At 69.6% G+C, this 26,032-nt stretch carries 23 protein-coding genes; 14 read left to right on the forward strand and 9 right to left on the reverse strand.

Annotated features, from left to right (window positions below):
• Positions 1-11 precede the first annotated feature (11 nt).
• The 7 genes from EPO52_RS06895 (at position 12) to EPO52_RS06925 (ending at position 8,664) form a co-directional block, all read left to right on the forward strand.
• Positions 12-1,223, forward strand: coding sequence for an ATP-binding protein (locus EPO52_RS06895; RefSeq protein ID WP_290803910.1), 1,212 nt, complete (start codon positions 12-14; stop codon positions 1,221-1,223).
• Positions 1,224-1,349: 126 nt separating this feature from the next.
• The gene (locus tag EPO52_RS06900; RefSeq protein WP_290803913.1) at positions 1,350-2,414 is read left to right on the forward strand and encodes a LacI family DNA-binding transcriptional regulator; all 1,065 of its coding nucleotides are present in this window, start codon (positions 1,350-1,352) and stop codon (positions 2,412-2,414) included.
• 9 nt (positions 2,415-2,423) lie between these two features.
• A complete protein-coding gene (locus tag EPO52_RS06905) occupies positions 2,424-3,722 on the forward strand; it encodes an extracellular solute-binding protein (RefSeq protein ID WP_290803916.1) in 1,299 nt (432 codons plus the stop codon).
• 5 nt (positions 3,723-3,727) lie between these two features.
• Positions 3,728-4,705, forward strand: a complete 978-nt coding sequence (locus EPO52_RS06910; protein ID WP_290803918.1) for a sugar ABC transporter permease — start codon at positions 3,728-3,730, stop codon at positions 4,703-4,705.
• Positions 4,702-5,556: a carbohydrate ABC transporter permease gene (locus EPO52_RS06915; protein WP_290803920.1), complete on the forward strand. Its 855-nt coding sequence runs from the start codon at positions 4,702-4,704 to the stop codon at positions 5,554-5,556. The genes EPO52_RS06910 and EPO52_RS06915 overlap by 4 nt, the downstream gene beginning before the upstream one ends.
• Positions 5,557-5,564: 8 nt before the next feature.
• Positions 5,565-6,641 (forward strand): hypothetical protein, encoded by a 1,077-nt coding sequence (locus tag EPO52_RS06920; protein WP_290803924.1) that lies wholly within the window; start codon positions 5,565-5,567, stop codon positions 6,639-6,641.
• Positions 6,634-8,664, forward strand: coding sequence for a hypothetical protein (locus EPO52_RS06925; RefSeq protein WP_290803927.1), 2,031 nt, complete (start codon positions 6,634-6,636; stop codon positions 8,662-8,664). The genes EPO52_RS06920 and EPO52_RS06925 overlap by 8 nt, the downstream gene beginning before the upstream one ends.
• Here EPO52_RS06925 and EPO52_RS06930 read toward each other — a convergent pair.
• Positions 8,636-9,649, reverse strand: coding sequence for a hypothetical protein (locus EPO52_RS06930; protein WP_290803930.1), 1,014 nt, complete (start codon positions 9,647-9,649; stop codon positions 8,636-8,638). The genes EPO52_RS06925 and EPO52_RS06930 overlap by 29 nt on opposite strands.
• Before the next feature lie 81 nt (positions 9,650-9,730).
• On the opposite strand from EPO52_RS06930, the gene EPO52_RS06935 reads away from it, so the two are divergent.
• Together EPO52_RS06935 and EPO52_RS06940 are read left to right on the forward strand one after the other, a co-directional pair.
• Positions 9,731-11,266 carry a LuxR family transcriptional regulator gene (locus EPO52_RS06935; protein ID WP_290803933.1) on the forward strand — a complete coding sequence of 512 codons (1,536 nt, stop codon included), beginning with the start codon at positions 9,731-9,733 and terminating at the stop codon, positions 11,264-11,266.
• A 57-nt stretch (positions 11,267-11,323) separates the two neighbouring features.
• Positions 11,324-12,154, forward strand: a complete 831-nt coding sequence (locus EPO52_RS06940; RefSeq protein ID WP_290803936.1) for a TspO/MBR family protein — start codon at positions 11,324-11,326, stop codon at positions 12,152-12,154.
• A gap of 15 nt (positions 12,155-12,169) precedes the next feature.
• On the opposite strand, the gene EPO52_RS06945 is transcribed toward EPO52_RS06940, so the two are convergent.
• Together EPO52_RS06945 and EPO52_RS06950 are read right to left on the reverse strand one after the other, a co-directional pair.
• The gene (locus EPO52_RS06945) at positions 12,170-13,699 is read right to left on the reverse strand and encodes a HAMP domain-containing sensor histidine kinase (protein ID WP_290803939.1); all 1,530 of its coding nucleotides are present in this window, start codon (positions 13,697-13,699) and stop codon (positions 12,170-12,172) included.
• Positions 13,696-14,400 carry a response regulator transcription factor gene (locus tag EPO52_RS06950; RefSeq protein WP_290806145.1) on the reverse strand — a complete coding sequence of 235 codons (705 nt, stop codon included), beginning with the start codon at positions 14,398-14,400 and terminating at the stop codon, positions 13,696-13,698. The genes EPO52_RS06945 and EPO52_RS06950 overlap by 4 nt, the downstream gene beginning before the upstream one ends.
• A 185-nt stretch (positions 14,401-14,585) precedes the next feature.
• On the opposite strand from EPO52_RS06950, the gene EPO52_RS06955 reads away from it, so the two are divergent.
• From EPO52_RS06955 to EPO52_RS06965, 3 genes are all read left to right on the forward strand, one after another.
• Positions 14,586-15,269 carry a GNAT family N-acetyltransferase gene (locus EPO52_RS06955; RefSeq protein WP_290803942.1) on the forward strand — a complete coding sequence of 228 codons (684 nt, stop codon included), beginning with the start codon at positions 14,586-14,588 and terminating at the stop codon, positions 15,267-15,269.
• A gap of 87 nt (positions 15,270-15,356) precedes the next feature.
• Positions 15,357-15,899: a DUF1697 domain-containing protein gene (locus EPO52_RS06960; protein ID WP_290803945.1), complete on the forward strand. Its 543-nt coding sequence runs from the start codon at positions 15,357-15,359 to the stop codon at positions 15,897-15,899.
• 137 nt (positions 15,900-16,036) lie between these two features.
• Positions 16,037-16,966, forward strand: a complete 930-nt coding sequence (locus EPO52_RS06965) for a CPBP family intramembrane glutamic endopeptidase (protein ID WP_290803947.1) — start codon at positions 16,037-16,039, stop codon at positions 16,964-16,966.
• A gap of 24 nt (positions 16,967-16,990) precedes the next feature.
• Here the strand turns inward: EPO52_RS06965 and EPO52_RS06970 are convergent, their stop codons facing one another.
• The 6 genes from EPO52_RS06970 to EPO52_RS06995 form a co-directional block, all read right to left on the reverse strand.
• Complete coding sequence (locus EPO52_RS06970) at positions 16,991-18,484, reverse strand: helix-turn-helix transcriptional regulator (RefSeq protein WP_290803950.1); 1,494 nt, start codon at positions 18,482-18,484, stop codon at positions 16,991-16,993.
• Positions 18,485-18,530: 46 nt separating this feature from the next.
• Complete coding sequence (locus tag EPO52_RS06975; protein WP_290803952.1) at positions 18,531-20,312, reverse strand: glycoside hydrolase family 15 protein; 1,782 nt, start codon at positions 20,310-20,312, stop codon at positions 18,531-18,533.
• Positions 20,299-21,099 carry an SDR family oxidoreductase gene (locus EPO52_RS06980; RefSeq protein ID WP_290803954.1) on the reverse strand — a complete coding sequence of 267 codons (801 nt, stop codon included), beginning with the start codon at positions 21,097-21,099 and terminating at the stop codon, positions 20,299-20,301. Before EPO52_RS06980 ends, EPO52_RS06975 begins: the two co-directional genes overlap by 14 nt.
• A 118-nt stretch (positions 21,100-21,217) precedes the next feature.
• A complete protein-coding gene (locus EPO52_RS06985; RefSeq protein ID WP_290803956.1) occupies positions 21,218-22,132 on the reverse strand; it encodes an SMP-30/gluconolactonase/LRE family protein in 915 nt (304 codons plus the stop codon).
• Complete coding sequence (locus EPO52_RS06990; RefSeq protein WP_290803959.1) at positions 22,132-23,022, reverse strand: SDR family oxidoreductase; 891 nt, start codon at positions 23,020-23,022, stop codon at positions 22,132-22,134. The genes EPO52_RS06985 and EPO52_RS06990 overlap by 1 nt, the downstream gene beginning before the upstream one ends.
• A 79-nt stretch (positions 23,023-23,101) precedes the next feature.
• Entirely contained in the window at positions 23,102-23,659 is a 558-nt protein-coding gene (locus EPO52_RS06995) for a CGNR zinc finger domain-containing protein (RefSeq protein WP_290803961.1), read from the reverse strand.
• Positions 23,660-23,756: 97 nt separating this feature from the next.
• Between EPO52_RS06995 and EPO52_RS07000 the strand changes: the two genes are divergently transcribed.
• Both EPO52_RS07000 and EPO52_RS07005 read left to right on the forward strand, forming a co-directional pair.
• Positions 23,757-24,731 carry a DMT family transporter gene (locus tag EPO52_RS07000; protein WP_290803964.1) on the forward strand — a complete coding sequence of 325 codons (975 nt, stop codon included), beginning with the start codon at positions 23,757-23,759 and terminating at the stop codon, positions 24,729-24,731.
• 29 nt (positions 24,732-24,760) lie between these two features.
• Positions 24,761-25,372, forward strand: a complete 612-nt coding sequence (locus tag EPO52_RS07005; protein ID WP_290803967.1) for a hypothetical protein — start codon at positions 24,761-24,763, stop codon at positions 25,370-25,372.
• Positions 25,373-26,032 lie beyond the last annotated feature (660 nt).

The raw sequence follows: 26,032 nt of genomic DNA on the forward strand, positions 1-26,032 counted from the left end.
GAGCGGCCGGCATGACCGTCACTCCGGATGCGGTCACCCCGGCAGACCGGGCCGACGACCGCCGCGTCACCCTCCTCACCTTCGGGATCGTGCTCGGCATCTTCGCCGTGGGCGTCTCGGTGCAGTCGGTGTTCGTGCTCGGCATCCTGCCCCGGTCGATGATGGGATCCGATCCCGTCACCCTGATCAACCTCGTGGTCCGCCTCGTCGCGAACGGATCGGCCGTCGCCGTCGGCCTTCTCGGCGTCGCGCTGCTGAACCCACAGGAACGCGGAATCCCGGGCCGGCTCGGCACCGGCTTCGCGATCGCCTTCGGTGCCGCACTGGCGCGCGCCGCCGTTCAGATCGGCATCGGCATCTACGCTCCCGGCGACGGCATCGAGGTCTCCGCCGAGGTCGTGACAGCCACGATCGCCGGCAGCATCTCGCTCACCATCGCGCTCGCCCAGACGGATGCCCGCCGCCGCCTCCGCACCGGCGAACGCGCTTCGGCCCAGCAGGCCCTGCGCTCGGCCGCCGCCCTCGAAGCCCTGCAGAGCGAAGAGCTGCGGATGCGACGCGAGCTCGCCGACGGCCTCCACGGAACCGTGCAGCAGCGCTTCGTGCTGCTGTCGGCACGGATCACGGCGCTCATCGAGGCCGACCGGCGAGGGGGCGAAGGCGAGCCCTCCGGCAGCCGCCGGCGCGCAGAAGGCAGCGACGACGATCCAGACAGATCCGCAACCGCGGAGCTCGCGGCCATCCGCGCCGATCTCGACGACCTGCGCGAGCAGGACCTGCGAGCCATGAGCCGCCTTCTCTACCCGGCCGAACTCGACCGCGGAGCGGTTCCGGCCATTCGGGCCCTCTTCCAGCCGCTCCCGTCGACCATCGCTTTCGTGCTCGACTTCTCCGACGACGTGCTCGCACTCGAGGCACACGGCAACCGGATGCTGAGTCCCGAACGCCGCCTGCTGCTCGTGCGCATCGTGGAGGAGTCGCTCTCGAACGCGCTCAAGCACGGGCACGCGACGGAGCTGCGGGTGCGGCTGGATCATCGCGACTCCGCGTTCGAGGTCGTGATCGACGACGACGGCACCGGACTCATCGAGCCCGTCGAGCTCAGCGGAATCCGCAACCTTCGTCACCAGCTCGATCTCGTGGGCGGCCGCATCGACCTCGGCCCGGGTCCCTCCGGCCTGGGCGCGAGAGTGAGCGCCGTGGTTCCCGACGGGCGGGCCTGACGCCGAGCCCTCAGGTCGCTTCAGCGACCGCTTGCCCTGCTGCCTAAACCGGTATAGGCTCCTCACGACTAAACCGGTACAGAAGCCGGATGGTCCGTACCGGGCACATCTCAGCGAGGAGAAGGCGTGAGCAAGAAGCCGACGATCAGTGACGTCGCTCATGAAGCGGGCGTCTCGAAGGGTCTCGTCTCGTTCGTGGTCAACGGGCGGCCTGGCGTCTCCGCCGCCACGCGCGAGCGCGTCCTCGCCGCCGCGGCCGAGCTCGGCTGGCGCCCCAATCCGAATGCGCGATCGCTCACCACTCGCAGCGCCTACGCCCTCGGGCTCGTCGTTCTGCGCGACCCGGAGATCATCGGCTCCGACCCGTTCTTCCCGGCCTTCATCTCGGGTGTCGAATCCGTTCTCTCCGACCGCGGGCGCGTCATGCTGCTGAGCGTCGTGCCCGACGAGGAGCGGGAGCTCGACACCTACCGCAAGCTCGCCGCCGAGAGCCGGGTCGATGGTGTCTTCGTCACCGACCTCCGGCACCGTGACCCCCGCATCGCGCTGCTCGCCGAACTCGCGCTGCCCGCCGTCACGCTCGGCCATGCCGATGTGCCGAGCGACTTCCCGGTGATCGACCGCGATTACGGCAAGGGCATCGCCGCCGTGGTCTCCCGGCTCCGCGAACTCGGTCACACCCGCATCGCGCACGTCGCCGGCGACGAACGGATGCTGCACGGCACCCATCGCCGCGACCAGTTCACCGAGGCCGTGCGCGCGAGCGGCGGCACCCCGATCGTCGTGAGCGGCGACTTCTCGCCCGACTCCGGCGCCCAGGCCACCCACGCCCTGCTCGGGATGGCCGAGAAGCCCACCGCGATCGTGTTCGCCAACGACCCCATGGCGATGGCGGGAATGGCCGTCGCCCAGGAACTCGGACTGCGCCTGCCCGACGACCTCTCGATCACGGGCATGGACGGCTCGGAGATGTCGCGCTACCTGTTCCCTCCGCTCGCGACGGTCGGCAACGACCCGGCCGAGTGGGGCCGCGCCGCAGCCCTGTCGCTGCTGGCGCTCATCGAGACCGGGGCATCCGACGATGTCACGCTCCCCGACGCGGAGTTCATCCCGCGCGGATCCATCGCACCACCACCACAGGCGGCGCAGCCGTCTTCGGAACGACCGACGGCCCAGCCGTCTTCACGATAGGAGAACCCTGTGCAAAGACGCACACGCATCGCACTCGTCGCCGCGACGGCGGTGGCCGCTCTCTCGCTCGCCGCGTGCTCGAGCGGGGGCGGCGGAACCGCCACGGATGCCATGACCAGCCACGGTCCCATCAGCATCTGGTACTCGAACAATGCCGCCGAGGTCGAATGGGGCAAGGGGATGGTGGAGGCCTGGAACGCCGACCATCCCGACGAGCAGATCACGGCGCAGGAGATCCCGGCCGGCAAGAGCAGCGAGGAGGTCATCACCGCGGCCATCACCGCCGGCACCACCCCGTGCCTGGTGTTCAACAACCTCCCCGCCGCGACCGGCCAGTTCCAGAAGCAGGGCGGACTCGTCGACCTCTCGAAGTTCGATGACGGCACGAGCTACATCGAAGCCCGGAGCGGCGCCATCGCCGACCAGTACAAGTCGGCCGACGGCGGGTTCTACCAGCTGCCGTGGAAGTCGAACCCCGTGATGATCTTCTACAACAAAGACCTCTTCACCGCGGCCGGTCTCGATGCCGAGAACCCGCCCCTCTCGACCTACGACGAATTCCTCGCCTCGGCGAAGCAGCTCGTGTCGAGCGGTGCGGCCACCTACGCGATCAACCCCTCGCCCACGAGCGAGTTCTTCCAGCCGAACTTCGACTTCATCCCGCTCTACGCCGCTCAGACGGGCGGCAAGGGCATCGTGGAGGACGGCAAGGCCACCTTCGCGAACGACGACGGCTACGCGGTGGCCGACTTCTGGAGCTCGATCTACTCCGACGACCTCGCCGGCAAGGAGAAGTACGAGGGCGACGCCTTCGTCGACGGCAAGGCGGCCATGGCCATCGTGGGCCCCTGGGCCATCGCCTATTACGGCGAGAAGATCGCGAACTGGGGCGCCGTGCCGGTGCCCACCGAGAACGGCACGCCCGCCGATGAGACCTACACGTTCTCGGATGCGAAGTCGGTCGGCATGTACAGCTCCTGCGAGAACCAGGGAACCGCGTGGGACGTGCTGAAGTTCGCCACGAGCGAGGAGCAGGACGGACAGCTGCTCGACATCACCGGTCAGATGCCGATCCGCACCGATCTCGCAACGACCTACTCCGACTACTTCGCGGCCAACCCCGACTACGAGGTGTTCGGCGACCAGGCGAACCGCACGGTCGAGGATCCCACCGACCCCGAGTCCGTGGCCATGATGCAGGCGCTCCGCGACGCCTACACCAAGGCGATCATCAGCGGCGACGGCGATGCCCGGTCCGCGCTCGACGAGGCCGCGAAGAAGATCGATTCGCTGGCAGGCCAGGGCTGATCCCGATGTCGAGCTCCACCACCCGCCGGGGGGACCGCGTGCGGTCTCCCCGGCGGGACCCCGGAACCACGGATGCCCGCCCCGCGGCGCGCCGTCCGCTCCTCTCCCGCGTGCTCGGCGTCCAGCCGATCGGCTGGCTGTTCGGCGCCCCCTACCTCGTGTTCGCGATCGTCGTGTTCGCCTACCCGCTGGTGTTCGCCATCTACATGTCGTTCTTCGACTACTTCTTCAGCGCCCCGGGCGTGGAGGTCGACAAGCCGTTCGTCGGTCTCGACAACTACATCGCGGTGCTCACGGATCCTGCCGTGCTGCAGTCGTTCGGCAACGTGCTCGTCTTCCTCGTGATCAACGTGCCGCTCACCGTGGTGCTGTCGATCGTGCTGGCCACCGCCCTGAACAAAGTGGTGCACCTCCGCACCTTCCTGCGTGTGAGCTACTACGTGCCCTACGTCACGGCGAGCGTGGCGCTCGTGGGCGTGTGGCTCTTCCTCTTCGGCGGCGGCGGTCTCGTCAACAACGTGCTCGGCCCGCTGGCGCCCGACCCGTCGTGGCTCGTGAACCCGGCCCTCGCCATGCCCACCATCGCCCTCTTCGTCACCTGGAAGCAGCTCGGGTTCTACATCCTGCTCTACCTGGCGGCGCTCCAGAACGTGCCGCAGGAGCTGTACGAGTCGGCCTCGACCGACGGCGCCGGGCCCATCCGCAGCTTCTTCTCGGTGACCGTGCCCGGAGTGCGCCAGGCCACCGTCCTCGTACTGATGCTCTCGACCATCATCGGCGCGAACCTCTTCACCGAGCCCTACCTGCTCACGGGCGGCGGAGGGCCGAACGGGGCATCCGCCTCACCGGTGCTCATCATGTACCAGCGCGGAATCCAGCAGGGTCATCCGGGATTCGCGGCCGCGCTCGGCATCATCCTCACCATCGCCGTACTCATCGTCGCGCTGCTGCAACGGCGCTTCGCCGGAGGGAGAGACGAATGAGCCGCACATCGACGAAGCTGAGCCGCCCGCAGACCATCCTGCGCGCAGTCGTGCTCGGGGCGGGAGCGATCCTGTTCCTCTTCCCCTTCTACTACATGGTGATCGGGTCGCTCCAGCTGACTCCCGACACCTCGGTCGCGGGCGCGTTCCCATCGCCCGACAACATCACCACCGCCAATTACGAGGCGATCAACAGCCGCATCAACCTCTTCGCCGGGCTGATCAACTCGGGCATCTTCACCGGCGGGGTCGTTCTGTGCACCGTGGTGTTCGGTGTTCTCGCCGGGTACGCGCTGGCCATCCTGAAGTGGCGCGGCCGCGGGGCGACCTTCGCGTTGGTGCTTCTGGTGCAGGTGGTGCCGTTCCAGTTGCTGATGATCCCGCTGTATGTGCTGATCGCGCGCAACTACGGGCTTTCCGACAACTACCTCGGCATGATCCTGCCGTTCGCCATCAACTCCACGGCCGTGCTGGTGTTTCGCCAGTACTTCCTGCAGCTCCCCCGCGAACTCTTCGACGCGGCCCGGATCGACGGCGCCGGCGAGCTGACGCTGCTCCGCCGGGTGGCACTCCCCCTCGTCCGGCCGGCGATCGTGACCGCCGTTCTGCTCACCTTCATCGGGCCCTGGAACGAGTTCCTCTGGCCCTTCCTCATCACGAAGGATGCGGCGATGCAGCCGCTCGCCGTGTCGCTCGCGAACTACGTGACGAACGTCGCGGCCTCCACCGCGAACCCCTACGGCTCCGTGCTGGCCGGGGCCGTGGTGCTGGCGGCTCCCGTCGTGATCCTCTTCATCGTCTTCCAGCGCTATTTCGTGTCGACGGATGTCGGCTCCGCAGTCAAAGGATAAGGAATCGGATGCACCCCCTCACCCGCGAGCGCCTCAGCGAGGCCTATCAGGCCAACCTGCGCTTCGACGACCCGCTGATCTCGTACATCACCACCGACCAGTTCTCGGCGGTGTACCCCGAACGGCCCGACTGGGCGATCGGCCCGTTCCGCAGAGACGACTCGTTGACGTTCCGCCAGCCCGCCGAGTGGCCGGACCCGACCGACATCGGCTGGACCGATGGTTTCATCTTCAACCCCTCGATCCTGGTCGAGGGCGACACCCTCCACCTGTTCTACCGCGCCTCGCCGCGCAAGGAATCGATGTGCAGCCGCATCGGCATCGCCCACTACACGACGGAGGGCGGCTGGGTCGACGACCCCGCGAACCCGATCGTGTTCCCGACCAGGGACAACGAGGTGCTCAGCGTGGAGGACCCCAAGATCTACAAGGGCGACGACGGCCGCTACGTGCTCTTCTACAACGGCATCTGGGACTTCACCGATACCGAGGAGGCCGAGCGCTACCCGTCGTTCGGGCATCCGCTCGAGGGCATCGGCTGCGACATCATGGTGGCGGTCTCCGACGACCTGGTGCACTGGGAGAAGCGCGGCATCGTGGTGCCCTACGAGATCTCACGCCTCTGGGTGAAGGGCGCGGTCATCCCGCGCAACACCCGCGGTGAGGCCATCCGAATCGGCGGCGAGTACCTCATGTACCTGTCCGAGGGCTGCAACGGGGTGCGCTACGTGGGCCGCTCCGACGACCTGGTGACCTGGCGCTTCGAGCAGCAGGACTACCTCGACCTCTCCGAGTACGGCGGCACGCTCTTCGAGGTCGCCTGCGCGGTGACGGGTCACGACGACTCGGGCGACCTGGTGCTCGACTTCTTCTACCAGGATGCCGCGGGCGACCTGGCGGCGGCCCAGGCGCTCTACAGCGTCGACGCCCCGTTCACCCAGCGCGCGTTGCACCGCGGCGGATCCCTCGCCTGGGGCGGTCTCGCCGAGTTCGACGGCGGCCTCTACTTCGCCCAGGGCTGGGATGCCGCCGAGGGCAGCCGGGAGATGTACTTCTACCGGGCCGAGACGGCCGACCATGAGTGACCGTCGCCGGCGGATCTCCCTCGACGGGGAGTGGACGCTGCGCGGCTGGCGCCAGAACGACTGGGAGCTCGCCCTCACCGCCGAGCGGGCGAAGGTTCAGAATCCGGATGTCGGCCCGGTGCCCGCGGCGGTGCCGGGCTCGGTGCGCGGCGCGCTCCTGGCGGCCGGACTGGCCGCCGACCCGATGCGCGGAGAGCAGTCGCGACTCAGCGAGTGGATCGAGCACCGGCACTGGTCGTTCAGCCGCGCGCTGCCCGCCGAGGCCCGGGAGTGGCTGCAGCAGCATCCGCTCGACCGGGTGCTGCTCGACTGCCCCGGCCTCGATTTCGCGGGAACCGTGCTCATCGACGAGACGGTGATCGGCGAGTTCAGCGGATCGTTCACTCCGCACCGCTTCGACCTGACGGATGCGGTGCGCGCGGGAGGCGCGGAGGTGACGATCCTGTTCACGCGTGTGCCGGACGGACTGGGTCAGAACGGCTGGACGAGCCGCATCCGCGACTGGAAACCGCGCTTCTACTACGGGTGGGACTGGACCCCCAGGATCGTGCAGACGGCCGTCACCGACCAGGTCGCCGTGCTCCTCGGCCCGGCCGGCGGCGACCTCGGCGGCATCCGCGTGCACGCCGAGTACGACCTGTCCACAGCGCGCGGAGCGGTTCGGGTCGACAGCTCGGCGTGTGCTCTCGACGGCACGGAGTCGCTCGAGGTCGAGGTGCGCGATCCAGAAGGCCGCAGCGTCGCCTCCACCATCGTGATGGCGTCGGCGGCGAGCGCGTCACAGGGCGCCGGGATCTCCGTGCCGATCGACTCCCCCGCACCGTGGCACGTTCGCCCGCGGGGCGAGCAGGCCCTGTACGGCGTCACCCTCACTCTGCGCGCCGCCGACGGCGCCGTGCTCGGCACCGTGCGCCATCGGGTGGGCTTCCGCTCGATCGAGTGGCTGCCCACGCTCGACGCCCCGGCAGACGCGGATGCCTGGCTGTGCCGCGTGAACGGCGCCGAGGTCTTCCTGGCGGGGGTCAACTGGGTGCCCATCCGCCCCGACTTCGCCGACGTGCCGGACGAGGACTACCGCGCCCGATTGACCGCCTACCGCGATCTCGGCGTCACCCTCATCCGCGTGTGGGGAGGTGCGGGCCTCGAGCGGCCGCTGTTCTACGACCTCTGCGACGAGCTCGGACTGCTGGTCTGGCAGGAGCTGCCGCTGAGTTCTTCCGGGCTCGACAACGAGCCGCCGTCGGATGCCGCCTTCGCAGCGGAGTTCGCCGCGATCGCCGAGTCGTACGCCGAGCGCCTGGCGCACCATCCCTGCCTGGTGATGTGGGGCGGCGGCAACGAGCTCACCCGCGTGACGCAACCCGCGGTGCCGGGCACGCCGCTCACGATCGAGCATCCGGCCCTGGCCGCTGCGGGCGCGGCGCTGGCCGCCGCCGACCCCGGGCGGCGGTACGTCGCCACCTCGCCCACGGGCCCTCGCTTCGAAGCGGATGCGCGGGAGTTCGGTCGGGGCCTGCACCACGACGTGCACGGCCCGTGGGAGTTCACCGGCAGCACCGCCGAGTGGCGCGCGTACTGGCAGAACGACGACGCCGTGATGCGCTCCGAGGTGGGCGTGGCCGGCGCGAGCGGGATCGATCTGCTCGACCACTTCGATCTGCGGCACGCACCGAGCCGCGGCGAGCTGCGCCAGCGCTGGACCCACTCGTCGGGCTGGTGGCTGAACCGATTCGATGCGGCCGACCCGGATCAGCCCATCGAGGAGTGGGTGGCCGAGAGCGCCCGGCGCCAGGCGGAGCTGCTCGGCATCGCCGCGCGCGCCACGCTCGAGCGGTTCCCGCGGTGCGCCGGCTTCGTGGTCTGGCTCGGCCATGACTCGTTCCCGTGTGCCGTCAGCCTGTCGCTGCTGGATTGGTGGGGCAGACCGAAGCCGGCCGCCCACGCGATCGCCGAGGTCTTCGCCGACGCCGAGGCGTGCACCTCGGAGCGCGCCGCTACTCCAGCCGGCCTGCCCCGTACTTGATGCGGCGCGCCACGATGAACGCCGCCGTCGAGACCACGAGCCAGCCGCCCAGCACGAGATAGGGCTCGGCGTGCGGCGCATCCGGGAAGTAGGTGAGATCGCGCAGCGCCCGCACGGTGGCGCCCGTGGGCATCCACCGGCCCATGAACTCGTAGAACGGGGGCAACAGCTGCGGCGCCACCGCGCCACCCGACGACGGGTTGCTCACGAGGATGAACAGGATCCAGGTGGGCAGGAGCGCCCACCTGCCCCCGATCACCACCCGGAAGAAGCTGTACACCGAGCCGCCCACCATCACCGTCGCGGCGAGCACCGCCCACACCGGCACGACCGGGAAGCTCTCGAAACCGAGGATCGGCCCGGCCGTGAGCGTGACCACGAGGCCCACGAGCACCGCGCGGATGACATCCCAGGTCACCTCTCCCGCGAGTGTCAGGCCCGCATTCACCCGGGTCTGGATGGCGCCGACGAACCCGATGATGGTGCACGCGAGCGCCAGGTAGAAGAGCACCAGCCCGCTCGGGTCGCTCGGGCTCAGCGGGTTCAGATCCGTCACCGTCACCGCCACACCGAGCTTCTGCGCGATCGTGGCCGAGTCGCTCTCGATCAGCTTCGCGATCGACGCCCCCGATGCGCTCGACACGTAGAGCTGGGCATCCTGACCCGCGGATGCCGTCACGAGAGCCCCATAGATCTGCTGCTGCTCGATGGCCTGCTTGGCGGCATCCTCCGTGGCGAACGTGCTGACGTCGAACGACGTGGTGGTGACCGACTCGAGGCTCTGGTCGAACGAGGTCGGCGTCACCGTCTCCGAGACGAGACCGATCGGCACGTCGTGCGGCTGCGGGTTGCCCATCGCGAGACTGTAGGAGGCCACGAAGAGGGCGGCGAACAGGGAGACGAGCAGCGACACGACGAGCGCGGGCTTGTTGGGCCCCGAGACCGCGCGTTTGGCTACTCCGAAACCGCGTGACAGGGTCGACATGGCATTCACGCTAGCGGCCGATCCGGGTCGGAATGACGTCGTGCGCCGGAGCGTCGCTAGGATCAGGGGTAGGGAGAGACGATGAACACGCATGTTGCGCACGCCTTGGCCCAGAGCAACTGGAGCGGCCTGATCCAGGCCGTCGAGGCCGACTGGAACGCCTTGATGGAAGGCGACCGCGACCAGTTGAAAGCGGCGCTCAACGCCATCCCGGCCGACGTGCTCGCCGAGTACCCACGCATGATCGCCGCGCGCGACTACGTCAACTTCCTTCCCGTCGCGGGCGTCGCGCGCCCGGTGCGCTACCGGCATTCGCCCTCGCAGCCGACCTCGCTGATGGACGTGCTCGCCGACCTCACAAGCCGTTCCGCCACCGAACGCTTCGCCGGCCGATTCGCGGAGGCGGCCGGCTTGGTGCATCAGGCGCACTCGACGATCCACGACGTGCCCGACGAGGCACTCGTCGAGATCCGCCCCGTGCTTCCCGACCTCCGCCTGCAGTGGGCCATCAGCCTGCAGTTCGCCGGGCACCTCGTCGACGCGGTGCGCGCCTACGAGCGCACCTACGACGAAGCGCTCGTGCATGCGAGCACGCGCATCGCCGTGGAGGCCGCCGGGTCGATCGCCTTCAACCACGCCCTCGCGGGCAACATCGTCGAGGCGGAGCGCTGGCTCGCGCGGATGCCCGACGCGGTGAACGACCCCACCGACACGGTGCACGCCATGGGCTGCTTCGCCCGCGCGCTCATCGCCGGGGCCCGACTCGACGGCGAAGGCGCCCGCGCCGCACTCGACCAGGCGCCCTCGGACTCCACGAGCCCGGAGCCGTGGGCCATCCGGATGTTCGTCGAATCCCGTCTCGCGGCCCTCACCGGCGACCCGCGCGCTCAGCTCACCCTGCTGAGCTCCGGCATCAGCGCGCATCCCGCCCCGACCTGGAGCGGAGGCCTCAATGCCTGGTTGCTCTGGGTGGCGCAGCTGGAGCTGCTGCTGGCGGCAGGCGACGCCACCGGCGCCCGCGCCCTGCTCGCCACGACGCCGGCGATTCCCGACGCCACCCAGTACAACCTGCCCGCGGTGCTGCGGGCCTGGTACCTCGTGCGCTACGGAGACGCCGACCAGGCGGCGGCATCGGCCGCCTCGTCATTGCGCGACCAGCCCGCTGCGAGCGTCTCGGCGAACATGCTCGCCGTGCTCGCTCTCGTGAACCAGCGCCGCGGGCGGAGCGCCGATGCCTCCCGTCACTTCGGAACCTGCCTCGCGATCATCGCCCGGGAGCGGCTCTACGAGATCCTGCTGCGGCTGAGCCCCGAGGAACGTGACGAGTTCGATCCGACGGGTCTCCCCGCGATCCCCGAGGATGCCCGTCTCCGCATCCAGCAGCTCTCCGAGCACCACGACATCCAGAAGCCCCTCGGTGTCACCCTCTCGGCACGCGAGCGGGTCGTGCTGCGCTACCTGATGGACGGCGCGTTGCTCACCGAGATCGCCGCCGCCGAGCACGTCTCGGTCAACACGGTGAAGTCGCAGCTGCGCACGCTGTACCGCAAGCTCGGTGTGACCGAGCGTCGTCACGCGGTCGACCTGGCGCTGGGCCGCCCGGAGATCTGGGCCTGAGACGAGCGGTGCGGCACCAAACTCTCTAAGCTGATTAGCGAAATCAGAGGAGATGCCATGGCCGAGTTCTCACCCGCCCCGTCCACCCATCGATCCGACAGGGTGCGCCAGTTCGTGGTCGCAGGGAGCGCCGTGCTCGCCGTGATCGGGGCGTTCATCGGCTCGGGGGCCGCCGGCGGTACGCCGATCCAGGATGCGGCCGGAGGAGCGCTATCGGCCGACGCCACACTCATCGCGCCCGCAGGCCCGGCCTTCTCGATCTGGTCGGCGATCTACCTCGGTCTGCTCGCCTACGCCGTCTGGCAGTTCCTCCCGCGCCAGACCGGCAGCCCCCGGCAGCGCCGTCTCGGCTACCCCATCGCCGCCACGTTGCTGCTGAACGCCGCCTGGATCCTGAGCGTCCAGGCCGGGCTGCTGGCGCTGAGCGCCGTCGTCATCGTGGTGCTGCTCGCGGCCCTGCTCGTGACCTTCGTGCTCGTCGTGCGCACCCGCACGCGGCCGCAGCCGCTGATCGAGTCGATCGTGGTCGACGGCACCATCGGCCTCTACCTCGGCTGGGTCTGCGTGGCCACGGCCGCCAACCTGACGGCGGGCCTCATGGTGGCCGGTTTCGACGGGTTCGGCTGGGCCCCGGATGCCTGGGGTGTCACGATCGTGATCGTCGCCGGGCTCGCGGGGCTGGCTCTCGCGGCCTTCGGTGCCGGCCGCCTCGCCCCCACGGCATCGCTCGCGTGGGGTCTCGCCTGGGTGGCGGTCTCCCGCTCCACCGGCGAGCTCGTGTCGGCGCCCGTGGCGACGGCAGCGATCGTCGTCGCCGCCGCGCTCGTGGTGGCCACGGTCGTGATCCGCGTCGCCGCCGTCAGCCGGGCCCGCGCGGTGACGGCCTGACCCACCGAACCGCACTCAGGCCGAAGCGGAGGCCCGCGTGCTCGCCTGCGGGGCCGGCGACGCACCGGGCAGACGGGCGAAGCGCAGGATGAAGGTCGTGCCCTCGGGTGACGAGTCCACCGTGATGTCGCCCTCGTGCGCCTCGACGATCGAGGAGACGATCGCGAGACCGAGCCCCGTGCTGCCGGAGCGCCGTGAGCGGGAGGAGTCGCCGCGGGCAAAGCGCTCGAACAGTTCCGGTTGCAGGTCGGCCGGGATGCCCGGACCGTCGTCGCTCACTCGCAGCTCCACCACGTCCCCGCCGTCGGGGAACGACACCGAGGTCGTGATCGAGGTGCCCTCCGGCGTGTGCACCACCGCGTTCGAGAGCAGGTTCAGCACCACCTGGTGCAGACGCTCGCGGTCGCCGGTGACGAGAGCCGGGGCATCCGGAACCTGCACCGCCCAGGGCCTGGTCGGTGCCGTCGCCCTCGCATCGCTCACGGCGTTCACCGCGATCTCGCCGAGGTCGATCTCATCGAGATGCAGGTCCTGCCCCTCATCGAGGCGGGCGAGCAGCAGCAGGTCGCTCACGAGCGAGTTCATGCGCTTCGCCTCCGACTCGATACGGGCGAGCGAGTACTCGGTGATGTCGGGCAGCGACTCCGCATCCTGACGGGTGAGTTCGGCGTAGCCCTGGATCGCGGCGAGCGGCGTGCGGAGCTCGTGGCTGGCGTCGGTGACGAATCGGCGCATCCGCTTGTCGGCCGCGGCGCGCACGGCGAGCGCGTCGTCGACGTGCGCGAGCAACAGGTTGAGCGCCTCGCCCACCTTGCCCACCTCGGTGCGCGGATCGGTGTCGGACGCGTGCACCCGCGGCGCGATCACCACGTCGCCGCGGTCGAGGGGCAGACCCGCCACCTCGACGGCGGTGCCCACCACACGGCCGAGCGGCCGCAGCGCGAGCCGCACGATCACCACGACGCCGGCGACGATGAGCGCGATGGCCACGAGGCCGAGGATCACGATGGTGATCGCCTCCTGCATCACGGCCGAGTCGGCCGTGGCCATCGAGGCTCCGGCCACGAGGATGTCGCCCGCGCTGTCGTACTGCGTGGCGATGCGGTAGCTGCCGAGACCCGTGAGCTCGATGTTCTCGTGCGTTCCGACCTCGAGGTCGGCGGCCTCGATCTGAGCGATCGCCACCGGGTCGAGGGTCTGTGCGTCCTCGTCGGAGAACCGGGCCGAGTCGGCCACCGTGCCGTCGGCCTGGATGAGCGCGATGAAGGCTCCCGGCCCGTGCCCGGTGTAGTCGACGAAGGGCTTCTCCGGGTGGTCGGACTCCGATGATCCCGAACTGCCGATGCGGAACTTCTCGACCGAGTGGCTGAGCGCCGACATCGAGCCGGTGAGCTGGGTGTCGACCACGGTCGTGACCGAACTCGAGAGCGTGGCGATCGATGCGATCCCCACCACCACGAAGACGGATGCGACGAGCGCCGCCGTTCCCACCACGAGCCGTCGACTCAGCGTCCACGGGCGCCGCGTCGGGCGCGCGTCGGTCATTCGGCGGGCCTCAGCACGTACCCCACACCGCGCACGGTGTGGATCATGGAGGGCCGGTCGCTGTCGATCTTCTTGCGCAGGTACGACACGTAGAGATCGACGATCGAGGCCTTGCCCGCGAAGTCGTAGTTCCACACCCGGTCGAGGATCTGCGCACGGGACAGCACCCGGCGCGGGTTGCGCATGAAGTACCGCAGCAGTTCGAACTCGGTGGTGGTGAGCGCGATGGGGGCGCCCGCACGATTCACCTCGTAGCTGTTCTCGTCGAGCAGGAGGTCGCCCACCACGATGCGGGAGTCCTCATCCGACACCGTCATCATCGAGCGGCGGAGCAGACCCCGCAGCCGCGCCACGAGCTCTTCGAGACTGAACGGCTTCGTCATGTAGTCGTCGCCGCCGGCCGTGAGGCCCACGATGCGGTCGTCGACGGAGTCGCGCGCGGTGAGGAAGAGGGTGGGAGACGACTGCTCGAGCTCGCGGAGCTGCTTCAGCAGGGTGATGCCGTCGGTGTCGGGCAGCATGATGTCGAGCACCACGACATCGGGGCGCTGGTCGCGGTAGAGCTGCAGGGCGGTGCTGCCGTCGTGCGCGATGTCGACGGTCCATCCCTCGTAGGCGAGCGCGAGGCTCACGAGACTGGTGAGCACCACCTCGTCATCGACGAGCAGCACGCGGATGGCGGACCCGTCGGCGCGATACATCCGCGGGAGCTTGGCGAGAACGGCGCGCCGACGCCCGGAGGAGGCGAGTTCGTCGGTGATCGGAGAGCCGGGCATCCTCCCATTCTTTCCACGCGCGCGGGGCTCTGCCCGATTTCGGCGCGATTCATAGACACCTCAAATGTTTCCATACCCCCCGCATGAGGGGGCCACCTACGGTCGGGGGCATGACGCAGATGCGAGCAATCCGCACCGCACGCTTTTCCCCGGTCGCCCCCGCCCTGCCGATCACGCCGGCCCGTCTCCGGGAGGCGCTGGCTTCGGCGGGAGTGCGCCGCCCCCGGATTCTGCGCGGTGCCCGCACCGAGGTTCCGTTCGACGCACCGCGCCTCCGAACTCCGCGGCTCACTCTGCGCGCCTACCGGATGGGCGACGCCGATGACTGGTTCGCGCTCCAGTCGGAGCCCTCGGTGATCGAGTTCCTCCCCTGGCCCGAGCGCGACCGTCGCAGCTCGGCGCGACACCTGCGCGACCGCACCCGGCACACGCGGCTGTGGCAGGCCGACGACTTCCTGGCGCTGGCGCTCGAACACGAGGGCCGCGTGATCGGCGACGTGTCTCTGCACCTGCGTTCGGTGCCGGCCGTGACCCGATCGGTCGAGATCGGGTGGGTGCTGCATCCGTCGTTCAGCGGGGCGGGCTTCGCCACCGAGGCCGCGTCGCGGGTGCTGCAGTTCGCCTTCGACGAGGTGCGGGCCAGGCGCATCACGGCGGTGACGGATGCGCGCAACACCCGATCGGTGGCCCTCGCCCGGCGGCTCGGCTTCCGCGAGCGGCACTCCGCCCGCCACGGCGCCCCGGAATCGGTGTTCCACCTCGAGCAGCGCTCGCCCTGCCCGCTCGCATTCTGACGCCTCGCGCCCGTCACGACAGGCCCAGAACGTCAGAACGCGAGCGGGCACGGGCGCACCCGCCCGGACGGGCGGTAGCGTGGGCGCATGACTCGGTACGCGGCGCTCTTGCGCGGGGTGAATGTGAATGGCATCACGGTGAAGAGCACCGAGTTGGCCGCGCTCTTCCGCGACCTCGGCTTCACGGGTGTGAAGACCGTGCTCGCCTCGGGCAACGTGCTCTTCGAGACGGATGAGGGCGGCACGCCCACCGGGCATTCCGCCCTCAAGACGCACATCGAGAAGGCGCTCGGCGAGCGCTTCGGCTACGACGCCTGGATCGTTCTCGTCGAGCACGACGATCTCGCCGGCATCGTCGACGGCTACCCCTACCCCGAAGTCGACGACCGCCAGCCCTACGTCGTGTTCTTCTCCGATCCCTCGGTGCGCGAGGAGGTGCTGGCCGCCGCGGCCGCTCTGGCTCCGGATGCAGCCCTGCCGGAGCGCGCCGAGGCGGGCCCCACCGTCGTCTACTGGGAGGTGCCGAAGGGCTCCAGCACCGACACGGCACTGTCGAAGTTCCTCGCCAAGTCGTCCTTCAAGGCCACGACCACCACCCGCAACCTCCGCACCCTGCGCAAACTGCTCTGACGCGCGCACTCCCACCAGGAGGGCGAGAAGCGGGGGTGAAATCGGCGTCTCCACCTCGCTGGCCTGCTCCCCGTCGACCAAGATGAACCGGCGATGCGCGGATGCGGCGCCATCGGCAGGAGCGGAAGGGGGCGGACGTGGCCACGGTTACTCCGAACAGGGATGGAGTGCGGGGCGGGGCACGCCCGCCCGAGCGCAGACGCGTCGTCCAACTCATCCTGGGGGTGGTGCTGTACGCCCTGTGCCAACTGGCCGTCACGGTCGCCGCGGTGCTCGTCTTCGCGGCCACCTCGAGCGGCGAGGCGAGTGCGACCGTGGGCGAGGTGCTCGCCGGAGACGGCCCGGCACCCGTGATCGGCTTCGCCGTCGGAGCGGTCGTGGCGATCATCGGCTTCCTGCTGATCGTGCGCCTCGTCTCGCGTCGGCCGCCCCGCGAGCTCATGGGCCCGCGGGCGGCCCCGGAGATCGGATGGGGGCTGCTCATCGGCTTCGGGATCGTCGCCCTCTCGATGGGCATCCTCGGCGTCCTCGGCGTCTACCAGCCTCACGGGATCTCGCTCACCTCGGGCATCCTCACGGGGCTGATGGTGGGCGTCGGTCCCGCGGTCGTCGAAGAGGTGTTCTTCCGCGGCTTCCTGCTCCGCCTGCTCGACGGCTGGCTGGGCTCGTGGCCGGCGCTGCTCATCACGAGCGTGGTCTTCGCTCTCGTGCACTCGCTCAGCTCACCGGCGGGCCCGATCGCCGCGGTGTTCGTCTTCCTCTCCGCGAGCCTGATCCTGAACCTGGCCTACCTCCTCACCCGGCGCCTCTGGCTGCCGATCGCCCTCCACCTCGCCTTCAACGCGACGCAGAGCGCGGTCTTCGGGTTGAACGTCTCCGGGAACGAGTCCGGAGACTCGCTCATCACCGGGCAGCTCACCGGCCCCGATCTCCTGACCGGCGGTGCGCTCGGTGGCGAAGGGTCGGTGGTGCTGGTGGCGGTCGCTCTCCTGACCGGGATCGCCATGGCCGTGATCGCCGTGCGGCGCGGCGCGATGTTGCCGGCCGAGCGCGCCCTGGTGCGATGACGATGCTCCGTGGGCACCCCTGACTCAGTCGAAGAACCCCACCTGTTCGAGAACCTGCACGGCCTCGTCTCTCGAGGTCACGGCCAGCTTCACGTAGAGCGACCGCGCCTGCGACTTCACGGTGTTGTACGAGACGTGCTGCGACACCGCGATGGCGCGGAGCGGAGTGCCCCGACGCAGCGCGTGGGCGAGTTCGGTCTCGCGCTTCGTGAGCAGCGGGGGGATCCGTCTCGGCGCGGTCGCCGCCGGTACCCGCTGGATCCGAGTGCGCACATCGAGGATCCTGGGCTCGAGCTCGGGCCTGCGGTCGAGGAGACGGTCGAGCAGGAGGAGCAGATCGTCGAGCGGCACCGTGAGCAGCGGTGTCGAGGAGCCCGACGCGACGATGAGGTGGAACGCATCCTCGAAATCGCGATCGGCCGCCTCCGGGCGACCGAGACGGTGCCAGGCCACGGCCCTCCGCAGCAGCAGCGGCGGGATCGTGCGCAGGCAGTGCTCCGTGCCGAGCCGGATGCAGCTGTCTGTGGCCGAGATCACCGAGCGGTAGTCGCCGAGCTGCAGGTGGGCCGCCGCCCGCTGCATGTCGAAGCAGAGAGCATGGCCCCCGGGTGACTCGCGACCGGCCAGGAGCGCCAGCGTGCGCGTCGGCTCGCCCCGGGCCAGCAGCAGGTCGGCGTGGATGCCGAGGGAGAAGCCGCGGATCATCTCGGTGATCCCGGAGACATCGGTTCCGTTGGTCACGGTCATGATCGTGGTGAGCGCTTCGCTGGTCTGCCCCTGCACCATGAGGCTCATGGCCCGCGCCGCCGTGGCCGTGGCCGGCCATGACACATCGCCGGTCGGGTCTTCGCTCAGCTGCACCGCGCACGAATCGAGTGACGCCGTGTCCAGATTCGCGGAGGCGAGCAGGATCTCGCCCAGCAGGAGCGGGTACGTGGCCGTCGAGCTCGACCATCCGTGATTCCGCTCGAGAGTGCGCGCCGACAGCACCACCTCGGCCGCCGCGGTGTATTCGCCGTTCAGCGCACGACTGACCGCGAGCAGCGCCAGTGCCCGGAATCGAGCGGAATCACTGCCCGTCGCATCGGCGGCCTCTTTCGCCTCGAGCGCGAACCGAGCACCGTTCCGGGGCCAGCCGGCCGTGACGAACGCCTCGGAAGCGGCCGCCCAGAAGGCGGACGCCGACGCGGCGGGCACGTCGGAGTGGGTCACGACCGCTCGGGCGATCTCGGCCTCGACCAACTCGACGGCTCCGGCCGAGTCACCCGACCGCGCGCGGGCCAGAATCATCCCCGCGCTCAGCAGGCACCGCTCTTCGCGCCGCAAGCCCGACAGGATCGCGGGCGCGACGCGCGCGAGCAGACTCTGCGACGACCGGGCCGACGACACATGCCCGGGCAGCGACGACGTGAGTACCTCGATCGCCGCCGTCAGCATCCTGCGTGTCGATCCGGGTGAGAGGTCGGGAGAGACGATGTCACTCCCGTGCGCGTCGGCACGCAATGCCGGATCTCCCATTCCGCCATCGTATTCGCGACATCAGTCGATCACGGTATTCGCGCGATCAGTCGCCGCGGGCACGCTGGATCGCGATGGCGGCGTCCACGAGCGCGAGATGGCTGAGGCCTTGGGGGAGGTTTCCCCAGAAGTCACCGGTCGCCGGATCGATCATCTCGGAGAACAGCCCCACGTCGTTGGCGGAGTCGACGAGTGCGTCCATGCGTGCGACCGCATCCGGCACCGCACCGAGCTCGCCGAGCGCCTGCGCGAGCCAGAAGCCGCACGCCACGAAGGTGGCCTCCTCCTGGTCGACACCCGAGTAGCGGTAGACGTGGGGGCCCACCGCGAGCTCCTCGCGCACGCGGTCGACGGTGGCGCGCATCCGTTCCTCCGGCCCGAATTCACTCGAGGTGTGCAGCAGAACGGATGCGTCGAGCGCCTTCGAACCCGGATACATCACGTAGGCCTTCCGCTTCTCCGACCAGCCGTTCGCCGCGATCCACTCCTCGAGAAGCCGCTTGTTCTTCTGCCAGTGCTCCAGGTCGTCGGCGGTCGGCCGCAGTTCGCCGAGCTCGGCCAGCCGGCAGGCGTCGTCGAGCGCCCGCCAGCAGCCGATCTTGCTCGTGACGTAGTGCCGCTTCTTGGGCAGTTCCCACATGCCCGAGTCCTTCTTCTGCCACATCCGGCACGCGCTGTTCGCGAAGCCGACGAGCAGCGAACCCGTGTGCGCGTCGAGGATGTTGCCCGCCTCCACGTACTGCCGCATGATGCCCAGCACATCGGCGTAGACGCCGAGTTGCAGCTGACCGGCCGCGCGGTTGCCCGACTCGACCGGACCGATACCCCGCCACCCCTCCGCGTGCGTTCGGCGCACCCCGTCGGGCTGCCGGCCGTCGAGCGTGTAGAAGATGCCGAGTTCGTCGCCGTGCGCCTTGAACGTCGTGAGCACCCACGACACCGCGGCGTGGGTCTCCTCCCTCAGACCGAAGTGCGTGAGCGCACCCACCGTGTAGGCGAGGTCGCGCACCCAGGCGAAACGGTAGTCGTAGTTCTTGCCACCCTTCGGGTTCTCGGGCAGTCCCGAGGTGGCCGCGGCCGCGATCGACCCCGTGGGCGAGTAGATGAGCAGCTTGAGGGCGAGGGCACTGCGCTGCACGGCGTCGGCCCACGGCCCGTCGTAGTCGAACACCGTCGACCAGGTGGCCCAGTTGTCGATGCTGCGGTCGATGCCCTGATCGACGATGCGCGGATCGGGCAGATGGATGGGCTCGTCGTCGGTGCCGCAGAGGGCGATGAGGTGACGTGAGCCGGAGCTCGTGGTGAAGGCTCCTTCGAAGCTCAGTGGGCCGTCGCTCCGGCCGTGCTCGAAGCCCACCAGCACGAGGTCGATGGTGCCGACCTTCAGTACGGGGCCGTGCACGGTCTCCACGCGCTGAACCGGATCTCCGGTATATGCCTCTCCGGGAATGACCTGCCAGGCGAAGGCGACCGAGCCCTCCAGACCCTCCACGCGGCGCGCGAGTTCGGCCCAGGGCAGGCGGCCGGCGACTCCTGTCACGAGGGCATCCGTCAGCACGGCCGAGCCCGTCGAGGTGGTGAAGGTGGTGCGCAGCACGTTCGTGCCCGAAACGTACTCCCGGGTGGATTCGAACGGCCCGACCGGAGCGAGGGACACGTGCCCCCCGCGCGCCTCGTCGACGAGCGCGGCGAACACCGGGTCGGTGTCGAGGGACGGGAAGGGCATCCAGTCGATCCGCCCGTCGCGCGCGATCGCCGCGACCGTGCGGCCGTCGCCGATCACGGCATAGTCGCGGAGGTCGGCGTACCCGGAATCAGATCGTGGCAACGGAACCCGAGTCCACCCGGTAGTTCGACCCGTTCACGAACGAGGCCGCCTCGGAGCAGAGGAAGGCCACCACATTGGCCACCTCATCCGGTTCTCCGCGCCGCTTCAGCTCCATGTAGGGCCGCTCCTCGTCGAGGAACGACTCGATCGCCTCGTTCGTGGGCACCCCGAGCTCGTCGCCGCGCTTCTGCATCATGGCGTCGGTCATGGGCGTGTGGATGAAGGCCGGCGACACCGCGTTCACCAGCAGGCCCTCGAGCGCGTACGACCGCGACAGACCCTTCGCGAGGGCGAGGATGCCCGCCTTCGCGGCGCAGTACGGCAACTCGTCGTCGTAGGGCTGCACGGCGTCCTCCGACGCGAGATACACCAGTCTCCCCCAGCCGCCCTTGCGCAGGTCGGGCAGGAATTCGCGGGTGAGGCGCACCGGGCCGATGAGGTCGGTCTCGATCGTCTTCACCCAGCCCTCGTCGGTGACCTCGTGGAAGAGACCCTGCGCCCCGGTGACGCCGGCGGCCTGCACCAGGATGTCGATGTCGCCCACGGCTTCGGCCACGCTCGCGTGCAGCGCGGCGAGCGAGTCGACGCTCGTGATGTCGGCCGCGAAGGCGAAGAGCCGGCCCTTCGGGGCGTCGAGCTTCTTGGCCGCCTTGTCGAGCTCGTCCTGGTCCTGGTCGGAGATGACCACGGTCGCGCCCTCGGCGAGCAGCAACCGGGCGGTGTGCCAGCCGATGCCCGAGTCGCCGCCGGTGATGAGGGCTTTCTTGCCGGTGATTCCGAGATCCATGTGGGTCGTCCTTTCAGGAGCGGGTCGGTGGGATTGAGGGGGTCGTAGGGTTCGTGGGGTTTCGGCCTTCGCGGCGGAGCGGCGCTGCGGCGGGGGGGCGGGGGGCGCCGCGGCGGCGTCAGCCGAAGGAGTTCACGGGGTGGCCGTGCCGCCCGGTGTCGAGGGCGAAGATGCCCCCGCTCGACGGATGCGTCGCCAGCTCGCCTTCGGCCAGCTGCTCGCGCGCCGACCCCACGAACAGCGTCGCGAGGTCATCGCCGCCGAACGCCACCGAGGTGATGTTGGGAGCGGGCAGATCGATGCGATCGGTGACGGCGCCGGCGGCCGTGCGCCTCACGACGGCTCCCTCGCCGTACAGGCCGCTCCAGAACCCGCCGTCGCGGTCGCGGGCGAGGCCGTCGGAGGGCAAGCCGGTGAGCAGAGCGACGGGTTCGCCCAGTGGGCCGTCGGCCGAGTAGGGCGCGCGGTAGACGGTCTTCACGGTGGTGTCGGTGAAGTAGAACGTGGCACCGTCGTCGCTCCACTCGAAGCCATTGGCCACCGAGAGGCCCCCGAGCAGGGTCTCGAGGCGGCCGTCGGCGTGCACGCGGTAGAGCGCGCCATCCGGAGTCTCGTCGCGGAGGTTCATCGAGCCCACCACGAAGGCCCCGAACGGATCGCACTTGCCCTCGTTCAGCCGCAGCTCGCCGTGCCGGTGGTCGATCTCGGCTACGGTGCGGGTGATTGTCCCGCGCTCATCGACCACGACCACGCGGTCGCCGAGCGCCACCACCAGCCCACCCGTGCGGTTCGGCTGGAACGAGGCGAGGGGCGGCGGAAGCCGGAGCACCTCGTCGTCGGAGCCATCCGGTGCTCCGTCGATCGGGCTCGTGTGGAGTTCGCCGGTGGAGATGTCGGTCCAGCGCATCGCGCGCCGGGCCGCATCCCACCAGAGGCTCTCGACGAGGATGGCGCCGGCGTCGCGCCACAGCGCGAGCGGCGCATCCGCTGCTGGGTGCGCCGCCGCGTGGTCGCCGGGCTCGGTACCGGTCACTAGTGCGTGGGGGTTCCACCGGTGACGGCGATGGTCTCGCCGCTGATGTAGCTGGCCTCCTGCGAGGCGAGCAGCACGAACGGCGGCGCGAGCTCGGCCGGCTGACCGGCCCGGCCGTAGGCGGCCTCGCTGCCGAACTGCTCGATCTTCTCGTTCGGCACCGATGACGGCTGCAGTGGGGTCCACACCGGGCCGGGAGCCACGCCGTTGACCCGGATGCCGCGCTCCGCGAGCTGCTGGGCCATCGCCCGGGTCCAGTTCGCGATGCCGGCCTTCGACACCGCGTACTCGGCCAGCGAGGGCGAGGGCACGTAGCCCTGGATGCTCGAGCAGGTGATGATCGATGCCCCGGGCTCGAAGTGCGGCGAGGCGGCCTTGGTGAGCCAGAACAGAGGGTAGATGTTCGTCTTCAGCACGTGGTCGAGCGTGGCGGTCTCGAAGTCGTCGATGCTGTCGACCGTGGGCATCACGCCCGCGATGATGGCGAGGATGTCGACGCCGCCGAACTCCTCCACGGTCTTCTCGACGAGGGCCGTGTTGGTGGCCTCGTCCTGCAGGTCGCCGGGGTAGAGCAGGGCCTTCCGGCCGGCCTTCTCGACGAGAGCGGCCACCTCTTCGGCCTGCTCCTGCTCCTCGGGGAGGTAGGAGAGTGCGACATCCGCACCCTCACGCGCGTAAGCGATGGCGACGGCCCGGCCGATGCCGGAGTCGGCGCCGGTGACGATGGCCTTGCGGCCGGCCAGGCGACCGAAGCCGATGTAGCTCTCCTCGCCGTGGTCGGGCGCGGGGTCCATCTTGTGCACGTCGCCGGGAGCGTCCTGCTGCTGCGGGGGGAACGGCGGGTTGGGGTACTGCTTGATCGGGTCCTGGGGGGTGTACATCGTGGTCATGCAATTCACGCTAGGACGGTCGGTCACAACCGGCCACCGATTGGCAGCGGCAGCACATCCTGGTAAGTGGCGGCGGCGCTCAGCCCTCGCCGGCTTGGCGTGCGCGGTAGGCGATCACGTTCATCCGGTTGCCGCAGTTGCCGATGTCGCAGTAGCGCTTCGAGCGGTTGCGCGACAGGTCGACGAGCACGGCGTCGCAGTCGGATGCCTCGCACACCCGCAGGCGGTCGTACTCGTCGCTGCGGATCACGTCGATGAAGGCCATGGCCACCTCCACCCGCATGCGCGTGGCGAGGGGGGCATCCGATTCGGTGGCGTGCAGGTGCCAGTCCCAGTCACCGTGCCGCACGAGCTGCGGGAGTGCCCGGGCATCGCGCAGCATGCGGTTGACGAGGTCGACTGCCGTGTCGCGGTCGAGCTCCCAGAAGCGCCGGAACTCGTCGCGGAGCGCCCGCACCTCGTCGAGCTCGGCCCGGTCACGGTCGCGGCGGCCCGAGTAGTCGTGCTCGTCGAGGATGACCTCGAGTTCGCCGATCTCGGTCAGCCCGTCGGGGTTGCCGGCCGAGATGCCGCCGAGGGTGTTCACAAGCGCCGAGGCGAAGGCGAGGGTCGCTTCGGTGTCATAGGTGAAAACCAAGTTGACTCCTGACATGGTCCGTGAGTAGTGTCACTAGCGTAAGCCCTCGTGACTCATGACAGGGGCGTCACGACACGATCTCACGAAAGGGCGGGCGATGCGCACCTCCGGGCTCTTCTTCGCACTGGCCGCCGCGGCCGCGTTCGGCACCAGTGGCCCGTTCGTCAAGCCGCTGCTGGATGCGGGATGGTCGCCTGCGGCCGCCGTCGCCGTGCGCGCGGCCGGTGGCGGTCTGGTTCTGCTCATCCCGGCACTCATCGCCCTGCGCGGCCGGTTCGGCCTGCTGCTGAAAGCCTGGAAGCTCGTGCTCGCCTACGGGCTCATCGCCGTCATCGGCGCCCAGGTGTTCTACTTCGCCTCCATCAGCAGTCTGCCGGTGGGGGTGGCCCTGCTCATCGAATACACCGCGCCCATCCTGCTGGTGCTGCTCGCCTGGGCACGCACCCGCATCGCTCCGGCCCTGCTCACGATCGTCGGTGCAGCTTTGAGCGTGGCGGGGCTCGTGCTCGTGGTCGACCCGAGCGGTGTCGGCGGGCTCGATGTGCTCGGCGTGATCTTCGCGCTGCTGGCGGCACTGTGTCTGGCGGGCTACTACCTCATCTCGGCTCTGCCGAGTCAGGGGCTCCCCCCGGTGACGCTCGTCAGCGCGGGGCTGCTGGTGGGTGCCGCCGCTCTCGTGCTCGTGGGGCTGACCGGGCTCGTGCCGCTCCGGTTCTCGTTCGACCCCGTCGTGATGCCCGGCCTCGGCGAGGTGTCGTGGATGGTGCCCATGGGCGTCGTGGTGCTGGTGGCGACCGCCTTCGCATACGTGTCGGGCCTGCTCGGGGCGATCCGGCTCGGATCGCGCGTGGCCTCGTTCGTGGGCCTGGTCGAGGTGCTCTTCGCCGTGCTGTTCGCCTGGCTTCTCCTGGGTGAGGTTCCGACGCTCGTGCAGGGCCTCGGCGGAGCACTGATCGTTGCCGGCGTGGTGCTCGTGAAGCTCGAGAAGGAGAGGCCGGGTGCGCTCGTGGAGCCCGAGCCGATCACGCCCGACCCGGCTTCCGGTATCGCGTTCTCGGCGACGACGCGGTAGGCATGGGGGTACCGACGAAGGGATCCCTCGTGACTCAGCCCCCCGCCGACCAGCCGCCGCGCCACCCGGGCTACGGGCCGAACCCGCCCGGTGCGTCGCATCCGGTCTCTTATGGACAGCCGGATGCCGCCCAGCCGGCCCATCCCGCCCCCGCTCAGCCCGGCTATGCCGCTCCGGGCCATCCGGGCGCCCAGGTGCCGCAGCAGCCCCGGTACGAAGCACCAGGCCAGACCGGGTACCCCGCGCCCGGCCAGCCGCCGCGCCCGCAGCATCCGGGCTACGGCTCGAACCCGTCGGGCGCGCCCGCGCCGCAGTCCGGCGCCGCCGGCCGCAACCCGCTCGGCCTCGCGTCGCTCGTGGTGGGCGCGATCGACCCGCTGCTCGGGCTCGTCTTCCTCTTCGTGCAGGCGGGAGCCCTCCGCGTGATGTCGGGCGACATCTTCGGTGCCATCAGCACGGTGCACACGGTTCTCAGCGCCCTCATCGGCATCGCCGCCGTCGTCCTCGGCATCGTCGCCCTCTCGCGCCGCGGCACGTCGAAGACGTTCGCCGCCGCGGGCATCGCGCTGGGCGCAGCCGCCCTGGTCGGCGTACTCGGCGCCGTCATCTACCCGGTGCTCGTGCAGCTGATGTACATGTGACCCGCTGCGCGCACACCACAGCCCGAGCTATGTCGTGGGGGAGCAGACGTTCCCCCGTCCGGTCTTCGTCGACTTCGTCGACCTAGAGTCGTTCCGGAGTGCGCCGGCTTCCGAGACACGGTAGGCCGAGGCAATCAATCCGCATCCGCATCCGCGCGAATTTGTGCGCCGGGGCCCTTGAGGTAGACAATCACCGCCCCAGCGAACACGAGTGGCACTGCCGCCAAGATCGGGAGAAATACGCCGAATCCGCTCAGGATAATCCCGACGGCCGCCCACACGCCGCCTACGACGATCAGAGCAGACCCGATCACTCTCCATCGTCGCGGATTCATATCTCTCTTCTCTATTCGATTTCGAACGGATGGCCGCCGAGCAGAGCACGAATAGGCGCCATCGCTCTTCGCTTCACACGCATCCGTTCAGACCGAGGTTAGTGCGCTCATCCGCTGGCCGCAGCGCGCCAGAACTGCTTCGACCGTGTGATCCACGTGACAGATCACGACTTTACCTCATCTTTGCTATCGTGGCGACGGAGAGAACAACGACTGCATGAAGAGCGGCACGGTCACGGGCGAGCTCTGGTGGATCGAATACTCGCAGCACCATCGAGACCACATCGACCAGGCCTACTGAGGAAAAACGATGCGCACTGTAAAG

This window comes from Herbiconiux sp., from assembly GCF_004297105.1.
GTDB lineage: Bacteria > Actinomycetota > Actinomycetes > Actinomycetales > Microbacteriaceae > Herbiconiux.

Bases quoted from the DNA above. Each gene is read 5' to 3' on its own strand.
- EPO52_RS06920 (WP_290803924.1), top strand. From the start codon at position 5,565: ATGCACCCCCTCACCCGCGAGCGCCTCAGCGAGGCCTATCAGGCCAAC.
- EPO52_RS06970 (WP_290803950.1), bottom strand. From the start codon at position 18,484: ATGGGAGATCCGGCATTGCGTGCCGACGCGCACGGGAGTGACATCGTC.
- EPO52_RS07000 (WP_290803964.1), top strand. From the start codon at position 23,757: ATGCGCACCTCCGGGCTCTTCTTCGCACTGGCCGCCGCGGCCGCGTTC.
- EPO52_RS06925 (WP_290803927.1), top strand. From the start codon at position 6,634: ATGAGTGACCGTCGCCGGCGGATCTCCCTCGACGGGGAGTGGACGCTG.
- EPO52_RS06910 (WP_290803918.1), top strand. From the start codon at position 3,728: ATGTCGAGCTCCACCACCCGCCGGGGGGACCGCGTGCGGTCTCCCCGG.
- EPO52_RS06915 (WP_290803920.1), top strand. From the start codon at position 4,702: ATGAGCCGCACATCGACGAAGCTGAGCCGCCCGCAGACCATCCTGCGC.
- EPO52_RS06960 (WP_290803945.1), top strand. From the start codon at position 15,357: ATGACTCGGTACGCGGCGCTCTTGCGCGGGGTGAATGTGAATGGCATC.
- EPO52_RS06980 (WP_290803954.1), bottom strand. From the start codon at position 21,099: ATGGATCTCGGAATCACCGGCAAGAAAGCCCTCATCACCGGCGGCGAC.
- EPO52_RS06935 (WP_290803933.1), top strand. From the start codon at position 9,731: ATGAACACGCATGTTGCGCACGCCTTGGCCCAGAGCAACTGGAGCGGC.
- EPO52_RS06895 (WP_290803910.1), top strand. From the start codon at position 12: ATGACCGTCACTCCGGATGCGGTCACCCCGGCAGACCGGGCCGACGAC.
- EPO52_RS06955 (WP_290803942.1), top strand. From the start codon at position 14,586: ATGACGCAGATGCGAGCAATCCGCACCGCACGCTTTTCCCCGGTCGCC.
- EPO52_RS06945 (WP_290803939.1), bottom strand. From the start codon at position 13,699: ATGACCGACGCGCGCCCGACGCGGCGCCCGTGGACGCTGAGTCGACGG.
- EPO52_RS06990 (WP_290803959.1), bottom strand. From the start codon at position 23,022: ATGACCACGATGTACACCCCCCAGGACCCGATCAAGCAGTACCCCAAC.
- EPO52_RS06950 (WP_290806145.1), bottom strand. From the start codon at position 14,400: ATGTATCGCGCCGACGGGTCCGCCATCCGCGTGCTGCTCGTCGATGAC.
- EPO52_RS06930 (WP_290803930.1), bottom strand. From the start codon at position 9,649: ATGTCGACCCTGTCACGCGGTTTCGGAGTAGCCAAACGCGCGGTCTCG.
- EPO52_RS06940 (WP_290803936.1), top strand. From the start codon at position 11,324: ATGGCCGAGTTCTCACCCGCCCCGTCCACCCATCGATCCGACAGGGTG.